General features: G+C 60.6%; 23 protein-coding genes. All 23 read right to left on the reverse strand.

Annotated elements, in window-relative coordinates:
- Positions 1 to 12: 12 nt before the first annotated feature.
- A complete protein-coding gene (locus tag Q0K15_RS01420; protein WP_294510999.1) occupies positions 13 to 1,113 on the reverse strand; it encodes a D-alanyl-D-alanine carboxypeptidase family protein in 1,101 nt (366 codons plus the stop codon).
- A gap of 97 nt (positions 1,114 to 1,210) precedes the next feature.
- On the reverse strand, positions 1,211 to 1,621 hold the full coding sequence (gene ytfJ / locus Q0K15_RS01425) for a GerW family sporulation protein (RefSeq protein ID WP_130850088.1): 411 nt from the start codon (positions 1,619 to 1,621) through the stop codon (positions 1,211 to 1,213).
- Positions 1,596 to 2,252: a DUF2953 domain-containing protein gene (locus Q0K15_RS01430; RefSeq protein WP_294511005.1), complete on the reverse strand. Its 657-nt coding sequence runs from the start codon at positions 2,250 to 2,252 to the stop codon at positions 1,596 to 1,598. Before Q0K15_RS01430 ends, ytfJ begins: the two co-directional genes overlap by 26 nt.
- Before the next feature lie 6 nt (positions 2,253 to 2,258).
- Positions 2,259 to 2,927, reverse strand: coding sequence for an SMC-Scp complex subunit ScpB (gene scpB, locus Q0K15_RS01435; RefSeq protein ID WP_294511008.1), 669 nt, complete (start codon positions 2,925 to 2,927; stop codon positions 2,259 to 2,261).
- Positions 2,928 to 2,949: 22 nt separating this feature from the next.
- On the reverse strand, positions 2,950 to 3,747 hold the full coding sequence (locus Q0K15_RS01440; RefSeq protein WP_294511011.1) for a segregation/condensation protein A: 798 nt from the start codon (positions 3,745 to 3,747) through the stop codon (positions 2,950 to 2,952).
- A 20-nt stretch (positions 3,748 to 3,767) separates the two neighbouring features.
- The gene (locus tag Q0K15_RS01445) at positions 3,768 to 4,445 is read right to left on the reverse strand and encodes a site-2 protease family protein (RefSeq protein WP_294511015.1); all 678 of its coding nucleotides are present in this window, start codon (positions 4,443 to 4,445) and stop codon (positions 3,768 to 3,770) included.
- On the reverse strand, positions 4,438 to 5,166 hold the full coding sequence (locus tag Q0K15_RS01450; RefSeq protein WP_294511018.1) for a tyrosine-protein phosphatase: 729 nt from the start codon (positions 5,164 to 5,166) through the stop codon (positions 4,438 to 4,440). Before Q0K15_RS01450 ends, Q0K15_RS01445 begins: the two co-directional genes overlap by 8 nt.
- Positions 5,167 to 5,233: 67 nt before the next feature.
- A complete protein-coding gene (locus Q0K15_RS01455) occupies positions 5,234 to 5,992 on the reverse strand; it encodes a fumarylacetoacetate hydrolase family protein (RefSeq protein WP_294511021.1) in 759 nt (252 codons plus the stop codon).
- On the reverse strand, positions 5,989 to 6,588 hold the full coding sequence (gene yihA, locus Q0K15_RS01460; RefSeq protein ID WP_294511024.1) for a ribosome biogenesis GTP-binding protein YihA/YsxC: 600 nt from the start codon (positions 6,586 to 6,588) through the stop codon (positions 5,989 to 5,991). Before yihA ends, Q0K15_RS01455 begins: the two co-directional genes overlap by 4 nt.
- Positions 6,589 to 6,601: 13 nt before the next feature.
- Positions 6,602 to 9,013, reverse strand: coding sequence for an endopeptidase La (gene lon, locus Q0K15_RS01465; protein ID WP_294511027.1), 2,412 nt, complete (start codon positions 9,011 to 9,013; stop codon positions 6,602 to 6,604).
- A 61-nt stretch (positions 9,014 to 9,074) separates the two neighbouring features.
- The gene (clpX, locus tag Q0K15_RS01470; protein ID WP_294511031.1) at positions 9,075 to 10,391 is read right to left on the reverse strand and encodes an ATP-dependent Clp protease ATP-binding subunit ClpX; all 1,317 of its coding nucleotides are present in this window, start codon (positions 10,389 to 10,391) and stop codon (positions 9,075 to 9,077) included.
- Between the two features lie 150 nt (positions 10,392 to 10,541).
- On the reverse strand, positions 10,542 to 11,132 hold the full coding sequence (gene clpP, locus Q0K15_RS01475) for an ATP-dependent Clp endopeptidase proteolytic subunit ClpP (RefSeq protein WP_130850095.1): 591 nt from the start codon (positions 11,130 to 11,132) through the stop codon (positions 10,542 to 10,544).
- Positions 11,133 to 11,221: 89 nt separating this feature from the next.
- Positions 11,222 to 12,625 carry a trigger factor gene (gene tig / locus Q0K15_RS01480; RefSeq protein WP_294511035.1) on the reverse strand — a complete coding sequence of 468 codons (1,404 nt, stop codon included), beginning with the start codon at positions 12,623 to 12,625 and terminating at the stop codon, positions 11,222 to 11,224.
- A gap of 110 nt (positions 12,626 to 12,735) precedes the next feature.
- Positions 12,736 to 13,425: a metallophosphoesterase gene (locus Q0K15_RS01485; protein WP_294511039.1), complete on the reverse strand. Its 690-nt coding sequence runs from the start codon at positions 13,423 to 13,425 to the stop codon at positions 12,736 to 12,738.
- A gap of 21 nt (positions 13,426 to 13,446) precedes the next feature.
- Complete coding sequence (thrC, locus tag Q0K15_RS01490) at positions 13,447 to 14,934, reverse strand: threonine synthase (RefSeq protein WP_294511042.1); 1,488 nt, start codon at positions 14,932 to 14,934, stop codon at positions 13,447 to 13,449.
- Positions 14,922 to 15,857, reverse strand: coding sequence for a dipeptidase (locus Q0K15_RS01495; protein ID WP_294511045.1), 936 nt, complete (start codon positions 15,855 to 15,857; stop codon positions 14,922 to 14,924). Before Q0K15_RS01495 ends, thrC begins: the two co-directional genes overlap by 13 nt.
- Positions 15,858 to 15,859: 2 nt before the next feature.
- Positions 15,860 to 16,228: a YraN family protein gene (locus Q0K15_RS01500; protein WP_294511048.1), complete on the reverse strand. Its 369-nt coding sequence runs from the start codon at positions 16,226 to 16,228 to the stop codon at positions 15,860 to 15,862.
- The gene (locus Q0K15_RS01505; RefSeq protein ID WP_294511051.1) at positions 16,225 to 16,848 is read right to left on the reverse strand and encodes a ribonuclease HII; all 624 of its coding nucleotides are present in this window, start codon (positions 16,846 to 16,848) and stop codon (positions 16,225 to 16,227) included. The genes Q0K15_RS01500 and Q0K15_RS01505 overlap by 4 nt, the downstream gene beginning before the upstream one ends.
- A complete protein-coding gene (ylqF, locus tag Q0K15_RS01510; protein ID WP_294511054.1) occupies positions 16,835 to 17,707 on the reverse strand; it encodes a ribosome biogenesis GTPase YlqF in 873 nt (290 codons plus the stop codon). The genes Q0K15_RS01505 and ylqF overlap by 14 nt, the downstream gene beginning before the upstream one ends.
- 155 nt (positions 17,708 to 17,862) lie before the next feature.
- Positions 17,863 to 18,204, reverse strand: coding sequence for a 50S ribosomal protein L19 (gene rplS, locus Q0K15_RS01515; protein WP_130850103.1), 342 nt, complete (start codon positions 18,202 to 18,204; stop codon positions 17,863 to 17,865).
- A gap of 132 nt (positions 18,205 to 18,336) precedes the next feature.
- The gene (locus tag Q0K15_RS01520) at positions 18,337 to 18,930 is read right to left on the reverse strand and encodes a site-2 protease family protein (protein ID WP_294511059.1); all 594 of its coding nucleotides are present in this window, start codon (positions 18,928 to 18,930) and stop codon (positions 18,337 to 18,339) included.
- A 3-nt stretch (positions 18,931 to 18,933) separates the two neighbouring features.
- On the reverse strand, positions 18,934 to 19,734 hold the full coding sequence (locus Q0K15_RS01525; RefSeq protein WP_294511062.1) for a M23 family metallopeptidase: 801 nt from the start codon (positions 19,732 to 19,734) through the stop codon (positions 18,934 to 18,936).
- 203 nt (positions 19,735 to 19,937) lie between these two features.
- The gene (locus Q0K15_RS01530) at positions 19,938 to 22,595 is read right to left on the reverse strand and encodes a TetM/TetW/TetO/TetS family tetracycline resistance ribosomal protection protein (protein ID WP_294511065.1); all 2,658 of its coding nucleotides are present in this window, start codon (positions 22,593 to 22,595) and stop codon (positions 19,938 to 19,940) included.
- Between the last annotated feature and the right edge of the window lie 260 nt (positions 22,596 to 22,855).

A 22,855-nucleotide genomic window follows, 5' to 3' on the forward strand; every position in this document is an offset into this window, starting at 1 on the left:
TGTACGGGCGGGCTACCCCGCCCAGGGGAACAGGGACCAAAGCCGCTCCAAAGGACCGGTCTCAGGCGCCTGATCGGAATGAACTCCGGCGGCACACACCAGGGAGGTCTCCCCGATGGTCGCCCCGTCCAGAGTGAATACCAGAGCACCCACTGACACATCGTCGGCCACCGGTGTCTGGATACCATCAGGCAACTTCAGCTCGGCCCGGACCTGCTCGGACTCTGTCAGAGGATACCACACCTCCTCCGCCGTCCGTACTGGGACTGCGGGTACCAGGGACCCGGAGGTCTTTACCATCCCCACCGTCTTACCAGCACTGGCCAGCAGGCACCGCGGATAGGTTTCGAAGCCGTAGTCAAAGAGGGTGGCGTGATCCTTCCAGTCGTCTGGGTCGTTGAGAGTGACGCACAGCAGCAGCTGGCCGTCCCGCCGGGCAGCCGACACTAGCGTTCGACCGGAGGAACGGGTATATCCTGTCTTCATGCCCACGCAGTCGGGATAGAGGCTCAGCAGCTTGTTGTGGTTAACGAAGGTCCGGGTCCCGGTGGTGGCCGATTTGGTGGAAACCACCTTGGCCACCAACTCGTTGTCCATACAGGCCGCCGCCAAAATGGCCATATCGGCGGCAGTGGAGTAGTGATCCTCGTCGTCTAGGCCGTTGGGGTTGGCAAATTTGGTGTCCGCCATCCCAAGCTCCCGGGCTTTTTCGTTCATCCGGGTCACAAAGGCCTCCACGTCCCCGGCGCAGTACCGTGCCAGAGTCAGAGCGGCGTCGTTGCCCGACTGGAGCAGCAAGCCATAGAAGAGGGCCTCCACCGTGACGGTCTCCCCCACCTTCAGGTACATGGAGGAGCCTTCGGTAAGAGTGTCCTCCCGGAGGACCTCCACCTGATCACTCAGGTCGGTGACCAACTCCGCCGCCACCAGAGCCGTCATCAGCTTGGTGGTGCTGGCAATGCCCCTGCGGGTGTGGGCGTCTTTCTGATAGAGGACCCGTCCGCTCTCGGCATCCACCAGAATGGCAGAGGACGCCGATATGACCGGCTCCGCCGCCTGGGCAGCGGGACAGAGCAGAGATAAGGCCAGCAAAAGGGCGGCAAAGTGCTTCAAGGGACATCACCTCAACAGATAGATGCCGTTAGTATGCCAGCCGTTCTCCTGGATTATCCCGCTCACCGCTCCGGTCAGTCACAGATGTGGGGACTGATTACTCTGCGAATTCCTTTTTTTCTTTGTCCTGCTTCTCGATGAAGCCAGTGACCTTGTCGAACATCTCAGGCACCAACTCAACCACTCGGTCCACCGCATTTCCGGCGGGAGGCGCCACAGGCAACAGCTTTACCGAGTCACCTTTGATGATGAGGAAGGCTACCGGAGCGATGTTGACGCCGGCACCACTGCCGCCGCCGAAGGAGTTATCAGCGTCGGGTTTCTGGTTCTTGGTGGTGAAATCGCTTCCGCCGGAGGCAAAGCCGAAGGACAGCCGAGACACCGGAATGAGGGTCACTCCGTCGTCGGTGTGGATGGGAGTGCCCACGATGGTGTTGACATCCACCATCTCCCGGATCTTTTGCATGGTAGTGGACATGAGCTCACTGATGGGATGGTTCTTTTCCATATGGTACCGCCCTTTCTGTTGTGTGTTTGGCCGTTTTTTTCGTCTCGTTCTGCCGCCGCCAGCGGATCAGCACACCCAGGGCCTGCCACCCGAAGCGCAGAGCGAAGGTCACGCCCTGCCCCACGGTCAGGGACAGGGCCGCCTTGGCCTGCACCTCCGAGTGAGTCCGCTGAAAATCTGCCGCCGTTCTGATGTCACGCTGGCGGATATGGAAATTCTGCTCCAAAAGGGGCAGGACCATACCGATGATGGCGTTGGCGCTGCCAAAGGCCGTCGCCACAGCAGCCGGATCACTGCCGGCCAGCAGGATGTGGGCCTCCAGCAGATCCACGGAGATCTTTCGCCGAAGGCTGCCCGCTGCCCGCAGGGCCACCGGCAACAGCTCCCAGAGAAGGGACAGCTTCTCACCGGTGCCCGGCTCCGGCACCTCCCGCTTTTTCTGCGGTTTTGGCTTAGCAGGCTTTTCTGTCTCCTTTTTCTTTTGTTTCAGGGGATAGACCCGCAGTGCTGCCGGTCCCATCCGGAGGCGAACGGTGAGCTGTCGGCCGTCATATTCCACCCTCACTCCGACCCGGATGAGGGATATCAGGAACAAGGCGGCCAGGATACACGCCAGGACCACCCAGATCACACGGCCTCAGCCTCCCTCCCCGGTGCCCGTCTCGGCCCGGGCCAGGATCTCCGCCGCCGAGCGCAGCTCCTCCTCGGTGGGCTCCTCACCCTCTTCACGAAGGTCCCGCAGTTTTTCCAGGGCCGCCTGCATATCCATGCTCAGTTGCCCCTCCTCCGGCGCGGCGGCAGGAAGCTCGGGGAGCTCATCCAGGCTGCTCAGGCCAAAGGAGCGCAGAAAGACCGATGTGGTCCGGTAGAGGATCGGCCGGCCGGGCACGGCCAGTCGGCCGCACTCCTCGATGAGCTCCCGATCCAGCAGCAGGCCCACGGTGTAGGCGCTGTCCACACCCCGGACCTGATCCACATAGGCCCGGGTGGTGGGCTGGTAGTAGGCGATGATGGCCAGCACCTCCAAGGCGGGCGGTGACAGCTTCGGCGGACGCCGGCTCTCAAAGGTCTTACGGATGAGGTCGGCATGCTCCGGTGCCGAACAGAGCTGGTAGCTGGTGTCCAGACGCACCAGCCGGATGCCCCGGCGGTGGTAGCTGTAATCGTCCATCAGCTTCTGGGCCACCGCATCCGCCGTGGCCCGGTCAATCTCCAGAGCCAGACACAGCCGCTCCACACCCACCGGCTCACCGGCCGCGAACAGGATGCCCTCCATGGCCGATTCGATCTCTTTCAAATCTGTCAAAGGCTCCTCCCCCTTCCGTGTGTCAGTAGGCGTCGGTGGAGAACTCCATCTGGGTCTCCCCTTCCCCGGTACAGGTCACCGTGCAGTCGGTATCAGTGCCCGCCAAACGGATACGCCTGGCCTTACACAGCTCTAGCACGGCGATAAAGGTGGCCACCACCTCTGAGCGGCTCCGGTTGCCCTGGAACAGGGCCTGAAACCGGGTAACACCGAAGCGGACCAACCGCTGGATAAGCTCGGCCGCCTTCTCCGACACCGGGTAGGGTTCCCGACCCACGATGCCGTCAAAGGCACTCACCGGCGGCGGCAGCAGGGTGCCCATCCGCTCCCGTACTGCCAGCATGGCCCGACGCAAATCGTCCCTATTGTGGACATAGCAGTAGGTTCGGTCGGCAGGCATGGCCTCCGGCCCTTTGGTGATGTAGTCCCTGCCCAGCTCAAACCGGTCGGAGAGCTCCGGCACCACCGCCTTGATTTTTAAATAGTCCTCGTGACGCTGGTGGGCCTCCAGGGAGGCAATGAGCTGTTCCATCTCGGAGAGGGCCTCCTCATCGTGGATGGAGAGGAGCATCCGGGACTTAATAAAGACCAGCTGGGCCGCCATGGTGACGAACTCACTGGCCACCTCCAGGTCCAACTCCTTCCGCCTGTCCATCCAGGCCAGATACTGGTCCAGGATCACGGAGATCTGGATGTCTTTGATCTCCATCTTATTCTTGCTCAGCAGAGCCAGGATGAGGTCCAGAGGACCGGTGAAATCCTCCAGGTCCTCCGCCTTGGCCTTCACCACTTTTTCCAGATGATAGATGGGGCCGTCCAACGCATCCTCTCCCTTTCCTCTTATGTGAGCAGATAGTAGGGCCAGGCTGCTCCCCGGAGCAGCAAGTCCAGCACCCAGGTCCGTGCGGCACTCAGAGGGGCACTGAACACCCCCAACCAAAGCAATACCATAAGGAGGAGCATCCCCCACCGCTCATAGCGCATGAGCTGATAGTAAGCCCGGTCGGGCAAGAAGGCCCCCAACACCTTAGAGCCATCCAGCGGCGGAAAGGGAATCAGGTTGAAGATACCCAGACCCACGTTGAGAACAGCCAGAGTCTCGCAGAAGCCGATAACCCCCTCCAGAAGGGCGGAACCGGGGTGGTAAAAGGCCAGTAGGACTGCCCGGAGCAACAGGGCCAAATAGGCCATGACCAGATTGGATACCGGCCCGGCCAGAGCAGTGATAGCCATACCCAGCTTGGGGTTTCGGAAATATCGCGGGTCCACCGGCACAGGCTTGGCCCATCCAAAGCCGGCCACCAGCATCATGAGAGCGCCGAAGGGGTCGATATGCCGCAGAGGGTTGAGGGAAAGACGGTGAAGCCGCTTGGCGGTAGGGTCCCCCAGGGCCCAGGCCGCCAGACCGTGGCAGGTCTCGTGGACCGTCAGGCACAGCAGGATGGCCGCCACTGACAGCAGCAGGTCCATCAGACCCGCCCAGTCCATATGTTGTGCAAAATCGGAAAAACTACCCAAGCGCCGGGCCTCCTTCTGTGTGGTCCGTGGGCAGGAGCTTTCTCCGCAAGGCGATGAGCTCCCCCTCCGTCAGGCCAATGGCCCGGAGATAACCTGAGACAGAGCCATACTTCTCCTCCAGCAGATCCAGACAGTCGTCCAAATACTCCGCCTTGGAGGCCCCGGCAAAGGCTGAGAGGTCTGGGACCTTTTTTCTGATCTGATGGATGACGTCTGCCAGATAAGTCTCTGACACCTGGTAGTCGGCCAGCAGATCGGCCCGCTCCACGCCCACAAGGCCCAACAGCAGGGCGGCCATCAGACCAGTGCGGTCCTTGCCCGCCGTGCAGTGGAAGAGGACGCCGCCAGGGGCAGCTGCCACCGTCTTGAGGGCCTTGGCCACCAAGTTGGAGGCGTCCAGCATGCGAAAATATCCTCGCCCCACATCTGTCTCCAGGTTGGGCATACCGTCTCCCTCCGTCAGAAGAGGACAGTGGAAGTAGTGAAAGTCGGGCTGAGATGCCAACTGGTCGGGCTTGCGCCCGGCCTCCGTCTCGTTCCGTAGGTCCACCACCGTGGTGATATCCCGATCCAGAAGCCACTGGAGATCCTTCGCCGTCAAGTGCTCCGGGTTATCCCCACGGAGTAGCCGCTCCCAAGCTGTCTCCCCGCCCTCGGGAACGGGGTAGCCACCCAGATCCCGCAGATTATACATTCTTCCCAGTGGGATGTGTCGCAGCATACCGCCGCCCCCTTTCGTTCGTTCGACATTATATCAGCTTGTGCCCAAAAGCACAAGGCGGAGCTGGTCACACCACCCGGCTACGCAGGGTACCGATGCCCTGGATCTCCACCTCCACGGTGTCGCCCGGCATCATGGGTCCAATACCGGCAGGAGTGCCGGTGGACACCAGGTCACCAGGCTCCAGGGTCATGGAGGCGGTGATAAAGGCCAGCATCTCGGGGATCTTAGTCATGAAGAGGGACGTCCGGGACGACTGGACCGTCTTGCCGTTGAGGCGGGTCTCCAGCAGCAGGTCGCTGGGGTCCACCTCGTCGGTGACCACCGGCCCCACAGGGGCAAAGCCGTCCATACACTTGCCCCGGGTCCACTGCCCGTCCCCTTTCTGAATATCCCGGGCGGTGACGTCATTGAGGCAGGTGAAGCCCAAGATATAGTTCCATACCTCGTCGGGTTTCAGGTCCTTAGCCCGCTTTTTCATGACGACGGCCAGCTCACCCTCATAATCCAGGCGCTTGACGAAATCCGGAGCGTGGACCTCCCCCTCCGGATCGTTGACACAGTTAGGGGTCTTGATGAACAGAATGGGCTGCTCGGGCACGCCCTCCCCCATCTCCTCGGCGTGGTCCTTGTAGTTCTTGCCCACACACACGATCTTCCCCGGCTCGCAGGGGGCAAGGAGCCGACACTTTTCCAGCTCCCAGGTCTTGCCGTCATAGTACTCGGTCTCCCCAGCATACGGGGGGTATTTCAGGGTGTGGACCACCTCTCCGTCCAGCACCCCCCAGCGGACCTTGCCCAGCCGCTCCACGCGGACATATCTCATCGGAATCCCTCCCCAATGTGCTCGGCCAACTCACCCAGCAGGGCGTCTCGGCCTTCTCCCTTCTCTGCCGAAAAGGGAATTACCTTTACAGTTTCGTCCAGTTCCAACGTCTCACGGATGCGCTGGAGGTTGGGCTCGATCTCGCTTTTCTTCAGCTTGTCCAGCTTGTTGGCTACCACCACAAAGGGTCTACCAGTCTCTTTAAACCAGTTGCCCATGGTGCAGTCGTCCGCCGTGGGCTTGTGACGGGCATCCACCAGCATACACCCCAGGGTCATGAGGCTGGGGTCGTCAAACCAGGACTGGATGAGCCGGCCCCACCGGGCCTTCTCTGCCTGGGAGACCTTGGCATAGCCGTAGCCTGGCAAATCTACAAGGTAGAATTTACCGTCAATCTTGAAATAGTTGATGTGGGTGGTCTTCCCCGGCGCGCTGCCCACCCGAGCAAAATTCTTACGGCCCAGAATGCGGTTGATCACCGAGGATTTTCCCACATTGGAGCGACCGGAAAAAACAATCTGGGGCAGTCCGTCCCGGGGAAAGTCCTCCTTTTTGGCGGCGGAGCGGACAAATTCCGCCATTTGTAAATTGATCATGGCTCCTCCCCCATCACTGCTTCAAATCCAGGGAACGCACCGTCCCCTGGGCGGGCTCAGCCAATGCCTCTAGATCAGGCAGGGCCTGAGCCCCATCCGCCTCCAGAACCACCGAGAGCACCTGGTCAACCTGCTCCACAGGCACAAACTTCAGCGCCGCCCGGACAGTCTGGTCGATCTCCTCCAGGTCCCCCACATTGTCCGCAGGGATGAGCACTGTCTTCATGCCGTTGCGCAGGGCAGCCATGGTTTTCTCTCGTAAACCGCCAATGGGCAGCACTCTACCCCGTAAAGTGACTTCGCCTGTCATTGCCACATCCTGCCGCACCGGAGTATTGGTGAGGGCGGATACCATGGCGGTGGTGATGGTGATGCCAGCCGAGGGGCCATCCTTGGGCACGGCTCCCTCCGGGAAGTGGACATGGATGTCTTTGGTCTTGTAGAAGTCCTCGTCTATGCCCAGGCGCTGAGCCCGGCTGCGGATATAGCTCAGGGCGGCCTTGGCGGACTCCTTCATCACGTCGCCCAGATTGCCGGTAAGCTCCACCTTGCCCGTACCGGGCACCACGTTAACCTCCACCTGGAGCATCTCGCCTCCCACCTGGGTCCAGGCCAGACCGTTGACCACACCCACCAGGCTTTCAGTCTCCCGGTGGTCCGGATGGTAGGGCTTCGGGCCCAAAAATCCTTCCAGATCAGATGCTGTCAGGGAGATCTGCTTCACATCTCCGGAAACGATCTTCATGGCGGTTTTCCGGCACAGGGCGCCGATCCGGCGCTCCAGCACCCGGACGCCGGACTCCCTGGTGTAGCCCGTGATGAGGGCCCGGATGGCGTCGTCAGTGAGCTTGAGCTGGGATTTCTTCAGGCCGTGGCGTTTGCGCTCCTTGGGCAGCAGGTGCTCCTTGGCGATCTGGAGCTTCTCCTCGTCGGTATAGCTGGAGAGCTCAATGACCTCCATCCGGTCCAGCAGCGGCCGGGGAATGGTGTCCGTGGTATTGGCGGTGGTAATGAAGAATACCTCAGAGAGATCGAAGGGCACCTCCAGGAAATTGTCCCGGAAGGTGCTGTTCTGCTCTCCGTCCAGCACCTCCAGCAAAGCAGAGGCTGGGTCGCCGTGGATATCGGAGGCCAGCTTATCAATTTCATCCAGCAGCAGCAGTGGGTTGCGGCTCCCCGCCCGGCGAATGCCGTCGATGATACGGCCAGGCATGGCGCCTACGTAGGTCTTCCGATGGCCCCGGATCTCGGCCTCATCGTGGACGCCGCCCAGAGAGATCCGGGTCAGCTTCCGGCCGGTAGCCCGGGCTACCGACATGGCAATAGAGGTCTTTCCCACGCCCGGAGGGCCCACCAGGCAGATTACCTGCCCCTTGAGCTCCGGCGCCAGCTGCCGTACGGCCAGGAACTCCAGGATGCGCTCCTTCACCTTCTGGAGACCATAGTGGTCGGCGTCCAGGATCTTCCGAGCCGCCGCCACGTCGGTACGCTCCTTGGTGCGCTTGTTCCAGGGCAGGTCCAGAAGCACGTCCAGGTAGTTTCGGATGACGGTGGCCTCGGCGGAGCCGAAGGGCTGCTTGGAGAGCCGTGAGAGTTCCTTTTCCGCCTTCTTGGCGACCTCCTCAGGGAGTCCCGCCTTCTCGATGCGGGCGCGGTACTCATCCTGCTCGCTGTCGCCGTCCTCGCTCTCTCCCAGCTCCTGTCGGAGGACCTTGAGCTGCTCACGCAGAACATAGTCCCGCTGGTTGTCGGCCAGTTGCTCCCGGACCTTGGATTGGACCTCCTGTTCCAGCTCCAGAATGGAGACCTCCCGGCTCAGGGCGTGGGCCAGCTTGGTGAGGCGCCGCACAGGCTGGAGTTCCTCCAGGATGGCCTGTTTGTCTGAAGCCCGCATAGCGATGTTCTGGGCGATATAATCGGCAATATAGCCAGGGTCCTCACTGGCGAGCACACTGATGAGCACGTCTCCAGTCATCCGGGGGGAGAGTTCGGCGTAGCGCTCAAAAAGCTCATAAGTACTGCGGATGAGGGCCTCGGTCCGGGGGGTGTTCCGGGTGTGCTCCGGCACAGCGAGCACTTCCACCTCGCCCTGAAGGAAGGGTGCGGTCTTGCCCAGGCTCACCAGACGTCCCCGTGAGGAGCCCTCCACCATGACGCGCACGTTGTCCCCCGGTAGGCGTAGGATCTGCTTGACATTGGAGACGGTGCCGACGGTATAAAGGTCCTTCTCCCCCGGCTCTTCCACGGTGAGGTCCCGCTGAGCTACCAGGAAGATAGGCTGGCCCTCGGTCATGGCCTCATCCAGAGCCTTAATAGAGGCACCCCGGCCCACGTCAAAGTGGAGGAGCATATTAGGAAAAATAGTAAGGCCCCGGAGCGCCAGCACCGGCATGGTGGTAATGGTATTGGGTTCAATGGTCATCATGGATCACTTCCTAAAAACAAGCAGGACGGGAGACACGCCCCCGTCCTGCTCTTTCGCTTTTTTAAGATACGTTGCTCTGGGTCCTCAGACCTCCGTGCTCGGCCCGGAGAGCCGCGCCGCCCAGACGGGGACGGGCGGGCCGGTCCGGATCCCGGATCAGCTCCGGCTGCGCCCGGTCGGTGACACAGGCCGGGGTGATGATCACTTTGGCAATGGTACTATCGGAAGGCACGTCGTACATGACCTGAGTCATAACCTCCTCCAGCACCGCCCGGAGCCCACGGGCACCGATGCCCCGCTCAATGGCCTTCTCAGCCACCGCGGTGAGGGCCTCAGGCTGGAACTCCAGCTCTACCTCGTCATACTCCAGCAGCTTCTTGTACTGCTTCACCAGGGCGTTCTTGGGCTCGGTGAGGATACGCACCAGCTGCTCCTTCCCCAGGGACTGGAGGGCAGTGATGACGGGCAGACGCCCCACCAGCTCAGGGATAATGCCGAATTTCAGAAGGTCATGGGGCTGGATTTCCCGCAGAAGCGCCGAGATATCCCGCTCCTTCTTGCTCTCGATCTCGGCCCCAAAGCCAATAGACTTCTTGTCCAGGCGCTGCTCAATGATCTTATCGATACCATCAAAGGCACCACCGCAGATGAAGAGGATGTTTTTGGTGTCGATCTGGATGAATTCCTGGTGAGGGTGTTTACGGCCGCCCTGAGGGGGCACGTTGGCCACGGTACCCTCCAGGATCTTCAGCAAAGCCTGCTGGACGCCCTCGCCGGACACGTCCCGGGTGATAGAGGTATTCTCGCTCTTCCGGGCAATCTTGTCGATCTCATCCACGTAAATGATGCCCCGCTGGGCCAGCTCAATGTCGTAGTCAGCCGCCTGGACCAGACGAAGAAGAATATTCTCCACGTCGTCGCCCACATAGCCAGCCTCGGTAAGGGTGGTGGCATCGGCAATGGCAAAGGGCACCTTCAGGATCCGGGCCAGCGTCTGGGCAAAGAGGGTCTTGCCGCAGCCTGTGGGACCCATGAGAAGGATATTGCTCTTCTGGAGCTCCACATCGTCTCCGCCGCCAAAATAGATGCGCTTATAGTGGTTGTAGACCGCCACGGAGAGCGCTACCTTGGCTGCCTCCTGACCGATGATATACTCATCCAGCACATCCCGGATCTCACGGGGCGTGGGAATCACATCTGGGATGTCGGCCCGGTCCTCAATAGGCTCGTCGCCCGCTTCGTCCAGAATGCTCATGCACAGCTGGACGCACTCATTGCAGATATAAGCCCCAGGTCCGGCGATGATCCGGGACACCTGCTCCTGGTGCTTGCCGCAGAAGGAGCAGCGGACCGACCGTTTGTCGTCGTTTTTAGGCATGGGTTTCACCTCTTTGTTTGGGCCCAATGGCCCAGGGTCAGGCATGGCGATGCCATGCCCCGAAACGTGGTCAAGAGGAGCGAAGGCCTCGGTCTCCGCTCCCCTTTCCACTCCGTCCTGGTCCGGCAGGGCCGTCCGGGACGGTCTTCATCACTTTCTGGTGATGACCTTGTCGATGAGGCCGTAGGACACGGCCTCATCGGCGGACATAAAGTTGTCGCGCTCGCAGTCGGCGGTAACCACTTCGATGGGCTTGCCGGTGTTCTCGGACAGGATGTGGTTCATCCGCTTCTTGATGATCTCCAGCCGTTTGAGGTGGATGGCCATGTCCGTGATCTGGCCCTGGGTGCCAGCCGAAGGCTGGTGGATCATGATCTCCGCGTTGGGCAGGGCAAAGCGCTTGCCCTTGGCACCGGAGGAGAGCAGGAAGGCACCCATGCTGGCGGCCATACCAATACAGATGGTGGACACATCACACTTGACATACTGCATGGTATCATAGATGGCCATGCCGTCGGTGACAGAACCGCCGGGGCTGTTGATGTAGAACTGGATGTCCTTGTCCGGGTCCTGTGCTTCCAGGTAGAGAAGCTGGGCCACGACCAGGCTGGCGGTGGTGGCATTGACCTCCTCACCCAGGAAGACGATCCGGTCATTGAGCAGCCGGGAGAAGATGTCGTAGGAACGCTCTCCCCGGTTGGTCTGCTCCACCACATAGGGTACGAGGCTGGATTGGAACATAGCGATAAAATCTCCTTTTTCCACTGGCCCTTTCCGGGCCGAAAACAGTGTACGCTGGAAAGTATGCCCGAATGGAGGAAGGTTATTCCTTACTCCGCGGACTCCTCGGCTTTGTCAGGGGTACCCTTCTTGGCGCGAGTGGTGCGCTTCTTGGGCGCAGTCTCACCCTCAGCGGAGGGCTCCTCCTCCTTGGCGGCCTTCTTCTTGGTGGTCTTCTTGGGCTTCTCCGCCTTGGACTCAGCCTTCACCAGCTCCATGGCCTTCCGGCGCAGGAGAGTATCCTTCACATCCTCAGCATCGGCAGCAGCCTTGACCTGTTCGACCTCCATGCCGTACTGCTCGGCCAGAGCCTTATACTCGGCCTCCAACTCCTCATCGGTAACGGTCATGTTCTCGGCAGCGGCCACGGCATCCAGCGCCATCTCGATCTTGATCTGGTGCTCGGCGGCAGCCTTAGCCTGCTCACGCATAGCGTCCAGAGTCTGGCCGGTCATCTGCAGGTACTGCTGGAAGGGCAGGCCCTGGCGTTCAAAGCGGTTGGCGTACTCCTGGAGCACCTGATCGCCGCGGAAATCGATCATGGCCTGGGGCAGCTCCACCTTCAGCTCACCAATGAGGGCGTCGGTAATGGCCTCATCAAAGGCGTTCTGTGCGGCGTGCTCACGGCGCTCCCGCAGCTTGCTCTCCAGATCCTTCTTAAACTCCTCCAGAGTGTCGAACTCAGACACGTCCTTGGCGAACTCGTCGTCCACCACAGGGGCCTGGGGCTCCTTCACCTCGTGGACCTTCACCTTGAAGACCACATCCTTGCCGGCCAGCTCGGGGGTATACTCCTCGGGGAAGGTGACGTTCAGGTCCTTCTCATCGCCGGGCTTCATGCCCACAACGCCCTCTTCAAACCCGGGGATAAAGGAGTGGGAACCCAGCTCCAGAGCATGGTTCTCACCCTTGCCGCCCTCAAAGGGCACGCCGTCCTTGAAGCCCTCGAAGTCGATGAGGACAGTGTCGCCCTCCTTGGCCTCGCGCTCCACGTTCACCAGACGGGTGGCCCGCTGGATGTAGGGCTTGAGCTCGTTCTCCACGTCCTCGGCGGTGATCTCCACCTCTTCCTTGGAAGCGGTCAGGCCCTTGTAATTGCCGATCTCAAAGGGAGGACGGACGGTGACCAGAGCCTTGAAAGTGAAGCCATCCTTGCCGGCCTCCAGAACCTCCACCTTGGGATAGGCTACGGGGTCCAGACCCTCCTGCTCCACGGCCTGGGCATAAGCGGTAGGATAGAGCTCGTCGATGGCGTCCTGATAGAACACGCCGGAGCCATACATGCCCTCAATGATCTTCCGGGGGGCATGGCCCTTCCGGAAGCCGGGGACAGCGATGCTCTTCCGGTTCTTGCGATAGACCTTGTCCACCGCGGCCTCAAACTCCTCGGCGCCCACCTCGATGACCAGCTCGACGGCGCTGTTCTCCTGATTTTCTTTACTCTTGACGTTCATCTACTTACTTCCTCCTGAATGTGTAATATCAGAATCCTATCTATAGTACCAAATCTTTTCGGACTTTTCCACTCTTTTTTTCAAAATCGAAAAAATTCTTCTTTAGGGCTTTACGGGAGCACCAGTTTGGGCACGAAGCGCAGGTAGTCGGCGGCCACCAGGCGGTAGTCCACTCCATTGCGCTCTCCCTCGATGGCCAGGCGGTGGCTGCCCCCGTGGAGGTGGCCATAAAAGCACCGCTCCACCCTGTAGCGCTCCAGCAGCGCCAGGATCTCGGGGCAGGTATAGCCCTGGTAGAGAGGCGGATAATGGAGAAAGCACAGCTTGGGCTTGTCCCCCGCCGCCTTCAGGGATGCCTCCAGACGGATGAGTTCCCGGTTGAAGACCTTCTCGTTGTGCCCCTGCTGGTCCTCCTCATAGAACCATCCACGGGTGCCGCACAGGGCAATATCCCCATAGAAATGACAGTTGTTGTGGAGGATGTCCAGGGTCTGGAAGCCGTTCTCAGCAAAGAATTTCTTCATTTTGGAGGCGGTGGTCCACCAGTAGTCGTGGTTGCCTTTCAATAGGAGCTTCCGCCGTCCCGGCAGGGCATCCAGCCAGGCAAAGTCGGGCTTGGCCTGTTCCAGACTCATGCCCCAGGAAATGTCCCCACACAGGACCACCGTGTCCTCCTCCCCCACCACGCCGAAGCCGGCGGAGAGCTTTTCCACGTATCCCTCCCAGGTGCCCCCAAAGACATCCATGGGCTTGTTCGCCCCCAGAGAGAGATGGGGGTCGCCCAGGGCGAATAGGGCCATGGATCTACCTCCTTCTCGACCTTACTGGAGCATCTCCAGCACCCGGTCGGCCATGTTCTCCTTCTCAGTGACCTGCTGGAACCGGATCTCTTTCCCCTTCAGGTTGGCCAGAGGGGCAGGTACCGGAACACCGGTGACCTGGGAGAGCTGGTCCAGAATGTCGGTACCAGCGGCCAGGTCGGTGACGCCCAGAGCGCCCAAAACATTGTCGCAGAACTTGAAGGGGCTGGCAGTGGACACCACCACGGTGGGGGTGTCGTCCCCTGTCTCCCGGCGGTACTCCTCCAGCACGTGGAAGGCCACAGCAGTGTGGGTGTCAATGAGGTAGCCCTTCTCTTTCCACATCTTTTCAATCATGGCCTGGGTCTCAGCGTCACCGCAGCAGCCGGCAGCGAAGTTTTTATCCAGTTGCTTCTTCACCTTCTCGCTGACCTCATAGCGCCCCTCAGAGGCCAGCGCAGACATGTACTCCTTCACAGCCACGTCGTCCCGCTCCGTGAACTCAAAGAGCATCCGCTCCAAATTGGAGGAGATCAGGATATCCATGGAGGGAGACATGGTGCTGTAGAAGGGCCGGTTGCGGTCGTACACGCCGGTTTTGATGAAGTCGGTCAGGACGTTGTTCTGGTTGGAGGCGCAGATCAGCTTGTGAATGGGCACCCCCATCTGCTTGGCGTAGTAGGCCGAGAGGATGTTGCCGAAATTGCCTGTGGGGACGCAGACGTTGATAGGATCACCCTTCTGGAGCTTGCCCTCCTTGAGGAGATCACAGTAGGCCGAGATATAGTAGACAATCTGCGGCAGAATGCGGCCCCAGTTGATGGAGTTGGCAGAGGAGAAGAAATAGCCCCGGCCGGCCAGAGTGTCCCGGAGGGCAGCGTCGGAGAAAAGCTGCTTCACGCCGGTCTGAGCGTCGTCAAAGTTGCCCACCACGGCACAGACGCCCACGTTGTCCCCCTCCTGGGTCTGCATCTGGAGCTGCTGGATGTCGGAGACGCCGTCCTTGGGATAGAACACCAGAATACGGGTCCGGTCCACATCCTTGAAGCCCTCCAGGGCGGCCTTGCCGGTATCTCCGGAGGTGGCCACCAGAATGCACACCGTCTTCTGCTCCTCGTTCTTGCTCAGAGAAGCCGACAGCAGGTGGGGCAGCATCTGAAGGGCCATATCCTTAAAGGCACAGGTGGGTCCATGCCAAAGCTCCAGGCAGTAGGTCTTGTCGTCCAGCTGCCGTACCGGCGCCACAGCTTTGGTGTCAAACTTGTCAGGACCGTAGGCCCGCGTGGCATAGGCGGAGAGCTCAGAGGCCGTGAAGTCATCCAAGTAAGAGCCCATCACAAAGACCGCCCGCTGCTGATAGGACATATCGGTCATGGTTTTGAGCCCGTTGGGAGAGAGCTTGGGCAGCACTTCCGGCGTCAGCAGACCGCCGTCCAGGGCCAGCCCTTGGGCGATCGCCTGGGCCGCGCTGCATTTCTGGTTCTTGTTTCTTGTGCTTACATACTGCATACTTCGTTCACGACCCTCATCAGATTAGAATAAAAGACCTTCTCCAGCAGCGCTTCGCTGTAATTGCGCCGGAGCAGGTGCTCATAGAGCTTTTCCATGTCCTGGATACCGCTCATGCCCCGGGGCATGCTGGTGATCCCGTCCCAGTCACCGCCCATGGACACATTGTCCTCCCCGCCCAGGGCGAGGAAGTACTCCAGGTGGGAGACCACCGTGTCAAAATCCGGGTCATCTCCCAGGAAGCCGGCGTACATGTTGAGGCCGGCCACCCCATTGGTGTTTATTATGGCAGTAAATTGCTCATCGGTCAAGTTCCTCGAATGAGGAAATACGGACCGGGCGTTGGAATGGGTGGCCACCACCGGCCGGTCGGTGATCTCCATCACATCCCAGAAACCAGGGTCGGACAGATGGGACACGTCCACCAGCATTCCCAACTCCCCCATGGTATTCACAAAGGCTCTTCCCTGTTCAGACAGTCCCCGGTCCTGCTCCTCGGCATTGGTACCAGAGAGGGCGTTAGGATGGTTCCAGGTAATGTTCACAATGCGGACCCCCATCTGATGGGCCATTCGAAGCTTCTCCAGATCACAGTCCAGAAGCTCTGCGCCCTCTGCAGACAGAAAGGCCGCCGTTTTTCCGGTGGCAAAGGCCGCCTCAGCCTCAGCGCCGGTCCGACAAAAGATTACCAAATCGGCATTGGCATCTATCTCGCTTCGAAAGAGGGCGTATTCCTCCAAAAAGACCTCCCACAGCGACCGGCCCGGCATGTCCTCCGGGGAGCCAAAGGTGGCAAAAAACTGGGCCCAGCGACCCTTGCCCCGCCGACGCTCCAGGTCCAAGTGACCCGTCTGGCGGCGAAGCCCGCCGCCCTCCAGGTAACATTTTAATATGGTATCACAGTGTCCGTCAAACAGATCCATGGCTAAAACGCATCCTCTATGTAGTTGATCTCCGGTTCGCGGGTGGCTGTACCCTCCGGGGCGTAGACCTCCGCCACATCGAATCGGGGTTGGAGTTCCGTGGTGTATTCCTGCAAGTAAAGCTGGGCCGATATCCGCACCCGCTCCTGCTTTCCCCGATCCACGAAGGCCCTGGCCGGAGCAAATGCGGCGCTTTTTCTTAGCTTCACCTCTGTAAAGACAATGTACTTGTCATTTACTGCAATCAGGTCGATCTCGCCGAACCGGCACCGCCAGCCAGCGGCAACTATCCGCCATCCCTTAACTCGTAGCCAATCCGCCACTTGGGACTCTCCCCAGCGGCCCAGCAGCCGCCGGTCTCCCCCCGTCACGGTATCTCACCGCCGGCATAAAACTTTTTGAGAAAGCTCTTCCGGTGGATGGGACAGGGTCCGTGCTGCCGCAACAGTTCATAGTGTCGTTTGGTGGGGTAACCTTTGTGGCGTTCAAACTCGTATTCCGGGTACGCCTTGGCCATCTCCTCCATGTACCGGTCCCGGCTCACCTTGGCCAGAATAGAGGCCGACGCGATATTGGCACTGAGGCTGTCTCCCTTAATAATGGTGCGGTGTGAACAGGAGATTCCCTTGTCACGATTTCCGTCGATGAGGGCAAAATCCGCCTTCGGGTCCAGGGCCCGGATGGCCCGGTCCATGGCCAGCAGGCGGGCGGAGAGGATGTTGATCTCGTCGATGGTGGCGGCATCCATAGAGGTCACCGCCCAAGCCACCGCCCTCTCCCGGATCTCGTCGAAGAGCCGGTCCCGCTGCTTTGGGGTCAGTTTTTTAGAATCGTTGAGGCCTTCCGGGACCCATCCCCAGGGCAGGATCACCGCCGCGGCGTACACATCTCCGGCCAGAGGACCCGCCCCCGCCTCGTCAGCGCCGCACACCATCAGGGCGCCCTCCTGCCGGCACTGGGTCTCAATGGCCCAGAGATCAGTCTGTTCCATCTTCTTCGACTCCTTCCGGCATCTCGAGTGTAAAGCGTCCAAGCTTACCACCGCGAAACTCATCCAGCAGCACCCTCGCCATACGGTTGAGGTCTACTTCGCCCCTGGAGATGAGAAAGCCGCGCTTCCGGCCAGCCGCCTCCAGCAGCTCCCAGCCGGGGGTGCCCGGCTCCGGGGTCAGCTTATAGCGGTCGGTCAGGGCCTGGGGGTACCGGGCGGCCAGCTCCTCCATGAGGGTACAGCCCAGCTCCTCAACGTCCATAATATCGTCCTTGATGGCGCCAGTATAGGCCAGACGGCGTCCCACCTCCTGGTCCTCGAACTTGGGCCAGAGGATGCCGGGGGTGTCCAGCAGGTCCAGTCCGGCATCCACCGCCACCCACTGCTTGCCCCGGGTGACACCCGGGCGGTCCTGGGCCTTGGCTGACTTGCGTTTGGCTACCTTATTGATAAAGGTGGATTTTCCCACATTAGGCACGCCTACCACCATCACCCGGACGGGGCGGCCCACCTGGCCCTTCTCCCGCCACCGGGCGATCTGCTCCTTCAGGGCCTCCTTTGCCACATTGGAGAACTGATCCACACCCTTTCCCGTCTTGCTGTCGGTCTCCAGTACAGCGCAGCCCCGGTCCCGGAACCATTTGCCCCAGGCCTTGTTCAGTGCCGGGTCAGCCTGGTCCGCCCGGTTTAGGACGATGAGCCGAGGCTTGCTCCCCGCCAGCTCGTCAATGTCCGGATTCCGACTGGACCGCGGGATACGGGCGTCGATGACCTCCGCCACCAGGTCCACCAGCTTCAGATCCGCCTCTATCATCCGGCGGGTCTTGGTCATGTGGCCAGGATACCATTGGATATTCAAGCCCTTTCGCTCCTTCCTCCGCAACCTTGCGCCTTCGCGCTATATTGGAGTTTATTATACAACACTTTCAGGCGAAATGAAAAGAGTCCTGTTGCCTTTTTGAAAAAGGATACAAAAAAGGAGCGGCGAACCGCTCCTTTTCCGTAAGGATTTTCTTACAGCTTCTCCTTGATCTTGGCACTCTTGCCCACACGGTCACGCAGGTAGTAGAGCTTAGCCCGGCGCACCTTACCGGTACGAACGGTCTCGATCTTCTCAATGACGGGAGAGTGGAGGGGGAATACCTTCTCCACGCCGACGCCGTAGGAGACACGGCGAACGGTAAAGGTCTCGGCGATGCCACCGTGCTTCTTGGCGATCACAGTGCCCTCGAAGACCTGAATACGCTCACGGTTGCCTTCCTTGACCTTGATGTGCACCCGGACGGTGTCGCCCACTTCCACCTTGGGGGGCTCGGCCTTCAGGTACTTCTCATTGAAATTCTGCATGAGATCCATTTTTACTTCCTCCTGTTTATAGGCGTTCGTGCCGACTTTTACGCCGCTCTCCCCTTTTGGGAGCGGCACCGCAGAGGACCACCCTTTATCAAAGCCAAAATATGATACCATGGAAAGCAGAAAAATGCAAGTCTATTTTTCCATTTTTCTCTCTCTGAACTGGCAGAGCAACAGCCAGCAGCCCATGATGGCCAGGGTAGCGCCTCCTCCACGAGCCAGGAGGCTGATCCCCCCTGCCAGCAGCCCGGCACCCAGGGCCAGGGAACAGAGCCTCACCCCTGCCACCGCGGTGTCGTGGGGCAGGAATCCGGTCAGGATAAGTAGCAGGGCCCGCCCCCCGTCCAGAGGCCACACCGGCAACAGATTGAACCAGCCCAAGCACAGGCTCAGGCCTGCCAGAAGCCAGCTCTCCTCCCGGCCATTTCCCAACCGCAGCGCTGCTAGGGCCAGCAGCAGGCTTGCCCCCGGACCGGCCAGGATGGACAGTAGTTCTCCGGCGTAGGTCAGCGGATACCGCCGGTCCAGCATCATTTCGCCCCCAGAGATCGTCAGGTGCAAAGCCTTTACAGCTCCTCCCTGGAGCCGCACAGCGGCGTAATGTCCCAGCTCGTGAACGGCGGCGGCCAGAGCTGCCCAGATCAGCACCCCCTCCCCGTCCAGCATGGCCAGGACGGCAGCCAGCAGAAGAAAGCCAGGGCTGAGTTTGACACCCTTTACCACTTCCACTGTCTACTCCGTCCCGATATAGTCCGATGGGTCCACCAACTCCCCATTCACCTTTACCTCGAAGTGGAGATGGGCACCGGTGACCTCGCCGGTATCCCCCACCTCGGCCACCTTTTCCCCTGCCGCCACCTGCTGTCCCGGCTGGACACACAGGCGGCTGCAGTGGGCATAGAAGCTGGTAACACCATTTGCGTGCTGGATCTGAAGATACAGACCGTAGGCTGGACTCTCGCCGATGTAGTCCACCACCCCGGCGGCAAAGGCCTTAATATCTGTCCCGTAGTTGGCGGCCAGATCCAGACCGTTGTGGAATTTCTCGCCCCCTTCGATGGGGTGCTCTCGGAGGCCAAAGCCAGAGGAGACCGGCGCCATTACCGGCGCGACGGTCTCCCCCACTCCCAACGGATCTGCTGTCTGGTTCTCCGCCTCCTCCGGGGCGGGCGCTTCTTCGACTTGGGCAGGCTGTACAGTCTCCTCTAGAGGCGGCGGCGTCTCCGCCTCCACCGGCCAGCGAAGAGTGCCAGCGCTCTCGGCCAGCCGCTCCGCCTCACGGACATAAAGCGGGTTGTCGCGTCTGGCGAAGGTATAGGGGCTCCACCCCTCCTCTATGCCCAGCACCGACTTCCACACCTGAGCCACCATCTCGCTGCCGCTCTCTCCCCGGTCTACGGCGCGGCCCAGATCGGCAAACACAGTTTTGAAGTCGGTATCTGTCCGGATGATCTGGAGGAGTTCCCCCCGGATCTCCTCCATACCGCTGGGGACAGCATCCCGGCCCAGAAAGACGGCCAGAAAAATCACCACACACAGAACCAGTTGAAAGAGACGCCTCTTTTCGCGGGGCGCCAAAACCACGTTCCGTCTGTCACGCCGTCCACCGGATACGTTCCTCCGGCGACTCGTGGTCTCCCAACGCCGTGCGCTCTCCATGCCTGACGCCCTCCCATCCTCACGGTTTCACCCCATCCTATTCGGACGGGCCATGAGATATGACGGGTACCGGTTCCTCAGCCTTTCTTTTTCTCCATGGCTTTGTCCATGGCATGGCGCACCGGCGCTGAGCGCTCCCGGCGATTGTTTCTGGCCAACACGGCGGCGATCTGCCCACTCACCTGCTCCACCTCCTGCCGGAACACCGTGGCCGACAGCCGCAGGGCGCCGTGGCCCAGGATGATGAGCTGTTCCGCGCCATCCGAGGTGGCCACCCGGACCCGATGGCGCTTGCCCAGCTCAAAGGTGGTCTTTTCGATGTAGGCATCCGCCGTCTCGGCCTCCTTGGTGTATACCACGTAGATATTGTGATAGCGGGTGACTTCTCCCAGGTTCCCCGGCACCTTGTAGGCGTCAAAGACCAGGATGACCTCGCACTTGCGGAAGCCTTGGTAGTTGCTCAGGAGGTCCATAAGCATCTTTCGGGCGGCGTCCAGGTTATCCTGGGCCACTGTTTTGAGCTCCTCCCAGGCAAAAATGATGTTGTAGCCGTCCACCAGCAGATACTCCGGCCCCCGGTTCTGCTCCATGAGCCGGTATTTCTCCCCGTCCAGGCTGGTCCGGGCTGGCTTGGGTGCGGGTCGGAAGGCCTCCCGCTCCACCTTTCCGTAGGTCCGTTCATAGATGGCCTGCAACTCCTTGTCTTCCTCCAGTGAACCTGCCCAGCTCCGCCGGCTCCCGCTGGCAGGCATAGGGTCCGGAGCTTCCTCCTCCGCCGGCGCAAGATCGATGCCGCTGCTCACATGGGCCATCTCGGGCACCTTGTCCCACTTCACCACATATCCGGCGCCATGGGCGCAAAATACCGAGTCGGCGGGATTCTCCAGGTCCCGGTCCGGATCGTAGCCCAGGGCCTCCACCACACCGGTCTGATCCCGGCAGGGCTCATAGCCCCGGAAAACGCAGTTCAGCCGCCCCTGGCCCCTGGTATAGGCCGTCACCTCTCTTGCATAGTCCCCCAGCTCGGCCACCGGCGCGGCTCCAGTGAGCACCGTCTCAGGTCCCATCGTCTCAGGCGGGTCTACTCTCCCCCCCATGCGCTGGAGGTCAGACATGGCCCGGCCCACATATTCCCCGGGAATTTCGAGGCGAAAGTCATACCACGGCTCCAAAAGGACACTCTGAGCCTCCATGAGGCCCTGGCGCACCGCCCGGTAGGTGGCCTGTCGGAAGTCTCCTCCCTCAGTATGCTTTTCATGAGCACGGCCGGCCGTCAGAATGATGCTCATGTCGGTGATGGGCGAGCCCGTAAGCACGCCCAAGTGGACCTTCTCCTCCAGATGGGTGAGGACAAGCCGCTGCCAGCGTCCCTCCAGCACATCCTCCGGGCAGGCAGTACCGAATTGCAGTCCACTTCCGGGCGGCAGCGGCTCCAGCAGAAGATGGACCTCGGCGTAGTGGCGCAGGGGCTCGTAGTGCCCCACGCCCTCCACCGGGGCAGCGATGGTTTCCCGATAGACGATGCTCCCAGGTCCAAAGGAGACCTCCAGGCCAAACCGCTCCCAAGCCAGCCGGCGAAGGACCTCCAACTGGATCTGGCCCATGAGCTGGATGTGGATCTCCCGGAGCTGTTCGTTCCACACCAGATGGAGCTGAGGGTCCTCCTCCTCCAGCTGACGCAGCTTCATCATGGCGGTATAAGGATCCTGCCCCTCGGGCAGCAACACCTGGCAGGAGAGGACAGGCTCCAAGGCGGGCTCCTCCCCTGGCGGCTCGAATCCCAGCCCTTCCCCCGGCTTTGTCCGGCTCAGGCCGGTAACGGCGCACACTGTTCCCGGCTCCGCCCGTTCTACAGTCTGAAACTTCTCACCGGAGTAAATGCGTATCTGATCTGCCTTCTCCTCCCACACCTTTTCGTCAGGCAAACCTGGGCGGCGATTGGTCAGGAGGTCCTTCACCTTCAGCGTCCCGCCAGTGACCTTCAGATAGGTCAACCGGTTCCCCTGGCTGTCCCGGGCAATTTTAAAGATTCGCGCTCCGAACTCCGCCGGTGCCGGCTTCTGGCGGGTGTAGCGATCCAGACAGTCCAGCAGCCGATCCACCCCCTCCAGCTTCAGGGCAGAACCGAAGCAACAGGGAAAGAGCTTTCGTTCCGTAACAAGCTCAGCCAGAGCGGCATCTGTTAAAGCGCCGTCTTTCAGGTAGGTTTCCATGGTGGCCTCATCACACATGGCAGCCTCCTCCAGCCAATCCGCCCGGCTGCCTTCCCCTACATCTATGCACCCCTCGTCCAGCTTGGCCTTCAGCTCACAGATGAGTGCTGTACGGTCCGCCCCTGCCAGGTCCATCTTGTTTACAAAGAGGAAAACCGGTACTCCATAGCGCTTCAGAAGCCGCCACAGGGTCATAGTGTGGCCCTGGACTCCGTCTGTGCCGCTGATAACCAGGATGGCATAGTCCAGCACCCCCATAGTCCGCTCCGCCTCGCTGGAGAAGTCCACGTGTCCCGGCGTATCCAACAGGGTAATGGTAGTCTCTCCCAACGGCAGGATGGCCTGCTTGGAGAAGATGGTAATGCCCCGCTCCCGCTCGATGGGATCGGTGTCCAAAAAGGCGTCCTGGTGGTCCACCCGACCCAAACGCCGGAGAGACCCACTCCGGTAGAGCAAGCCTTCCGACAGGGTGGTCTTTCCCGCATCCACGTGGGCCAGAATGCCGACGGCCAGTTTTTTCATAAGCATTTCTTCCTCTTTGTCTGCTAGTTTGCCTTCAAAACATAGGGAGAGGGCGGTGGAGCCGATGTCCGGTCCCCGCCGCCCCCATTCAGCTTTTCTTAGTGTACCACGCTCCGGACCCGGAATCAACCCAAGGCCCTTTCCGCCTCGCCACAGTTATTGCGCTTATATTGTCCTTCTCCCCCATTCCCGGAGTCGAGGGATGGAATTTATTCAGTGGCGATGATAACCTGCTGGGCATGAGGTGCTGTCAAGATAGC

Origin of the sequence: uncultured Intestinimonas sp. (assembly GCF_944387245.1) — a bacterium.
Taxonomy (GTDB): Bacteria; Bacillota; Clostridia; order Oscillospirales; family Oscillospiraceae; genus Intestinimonas.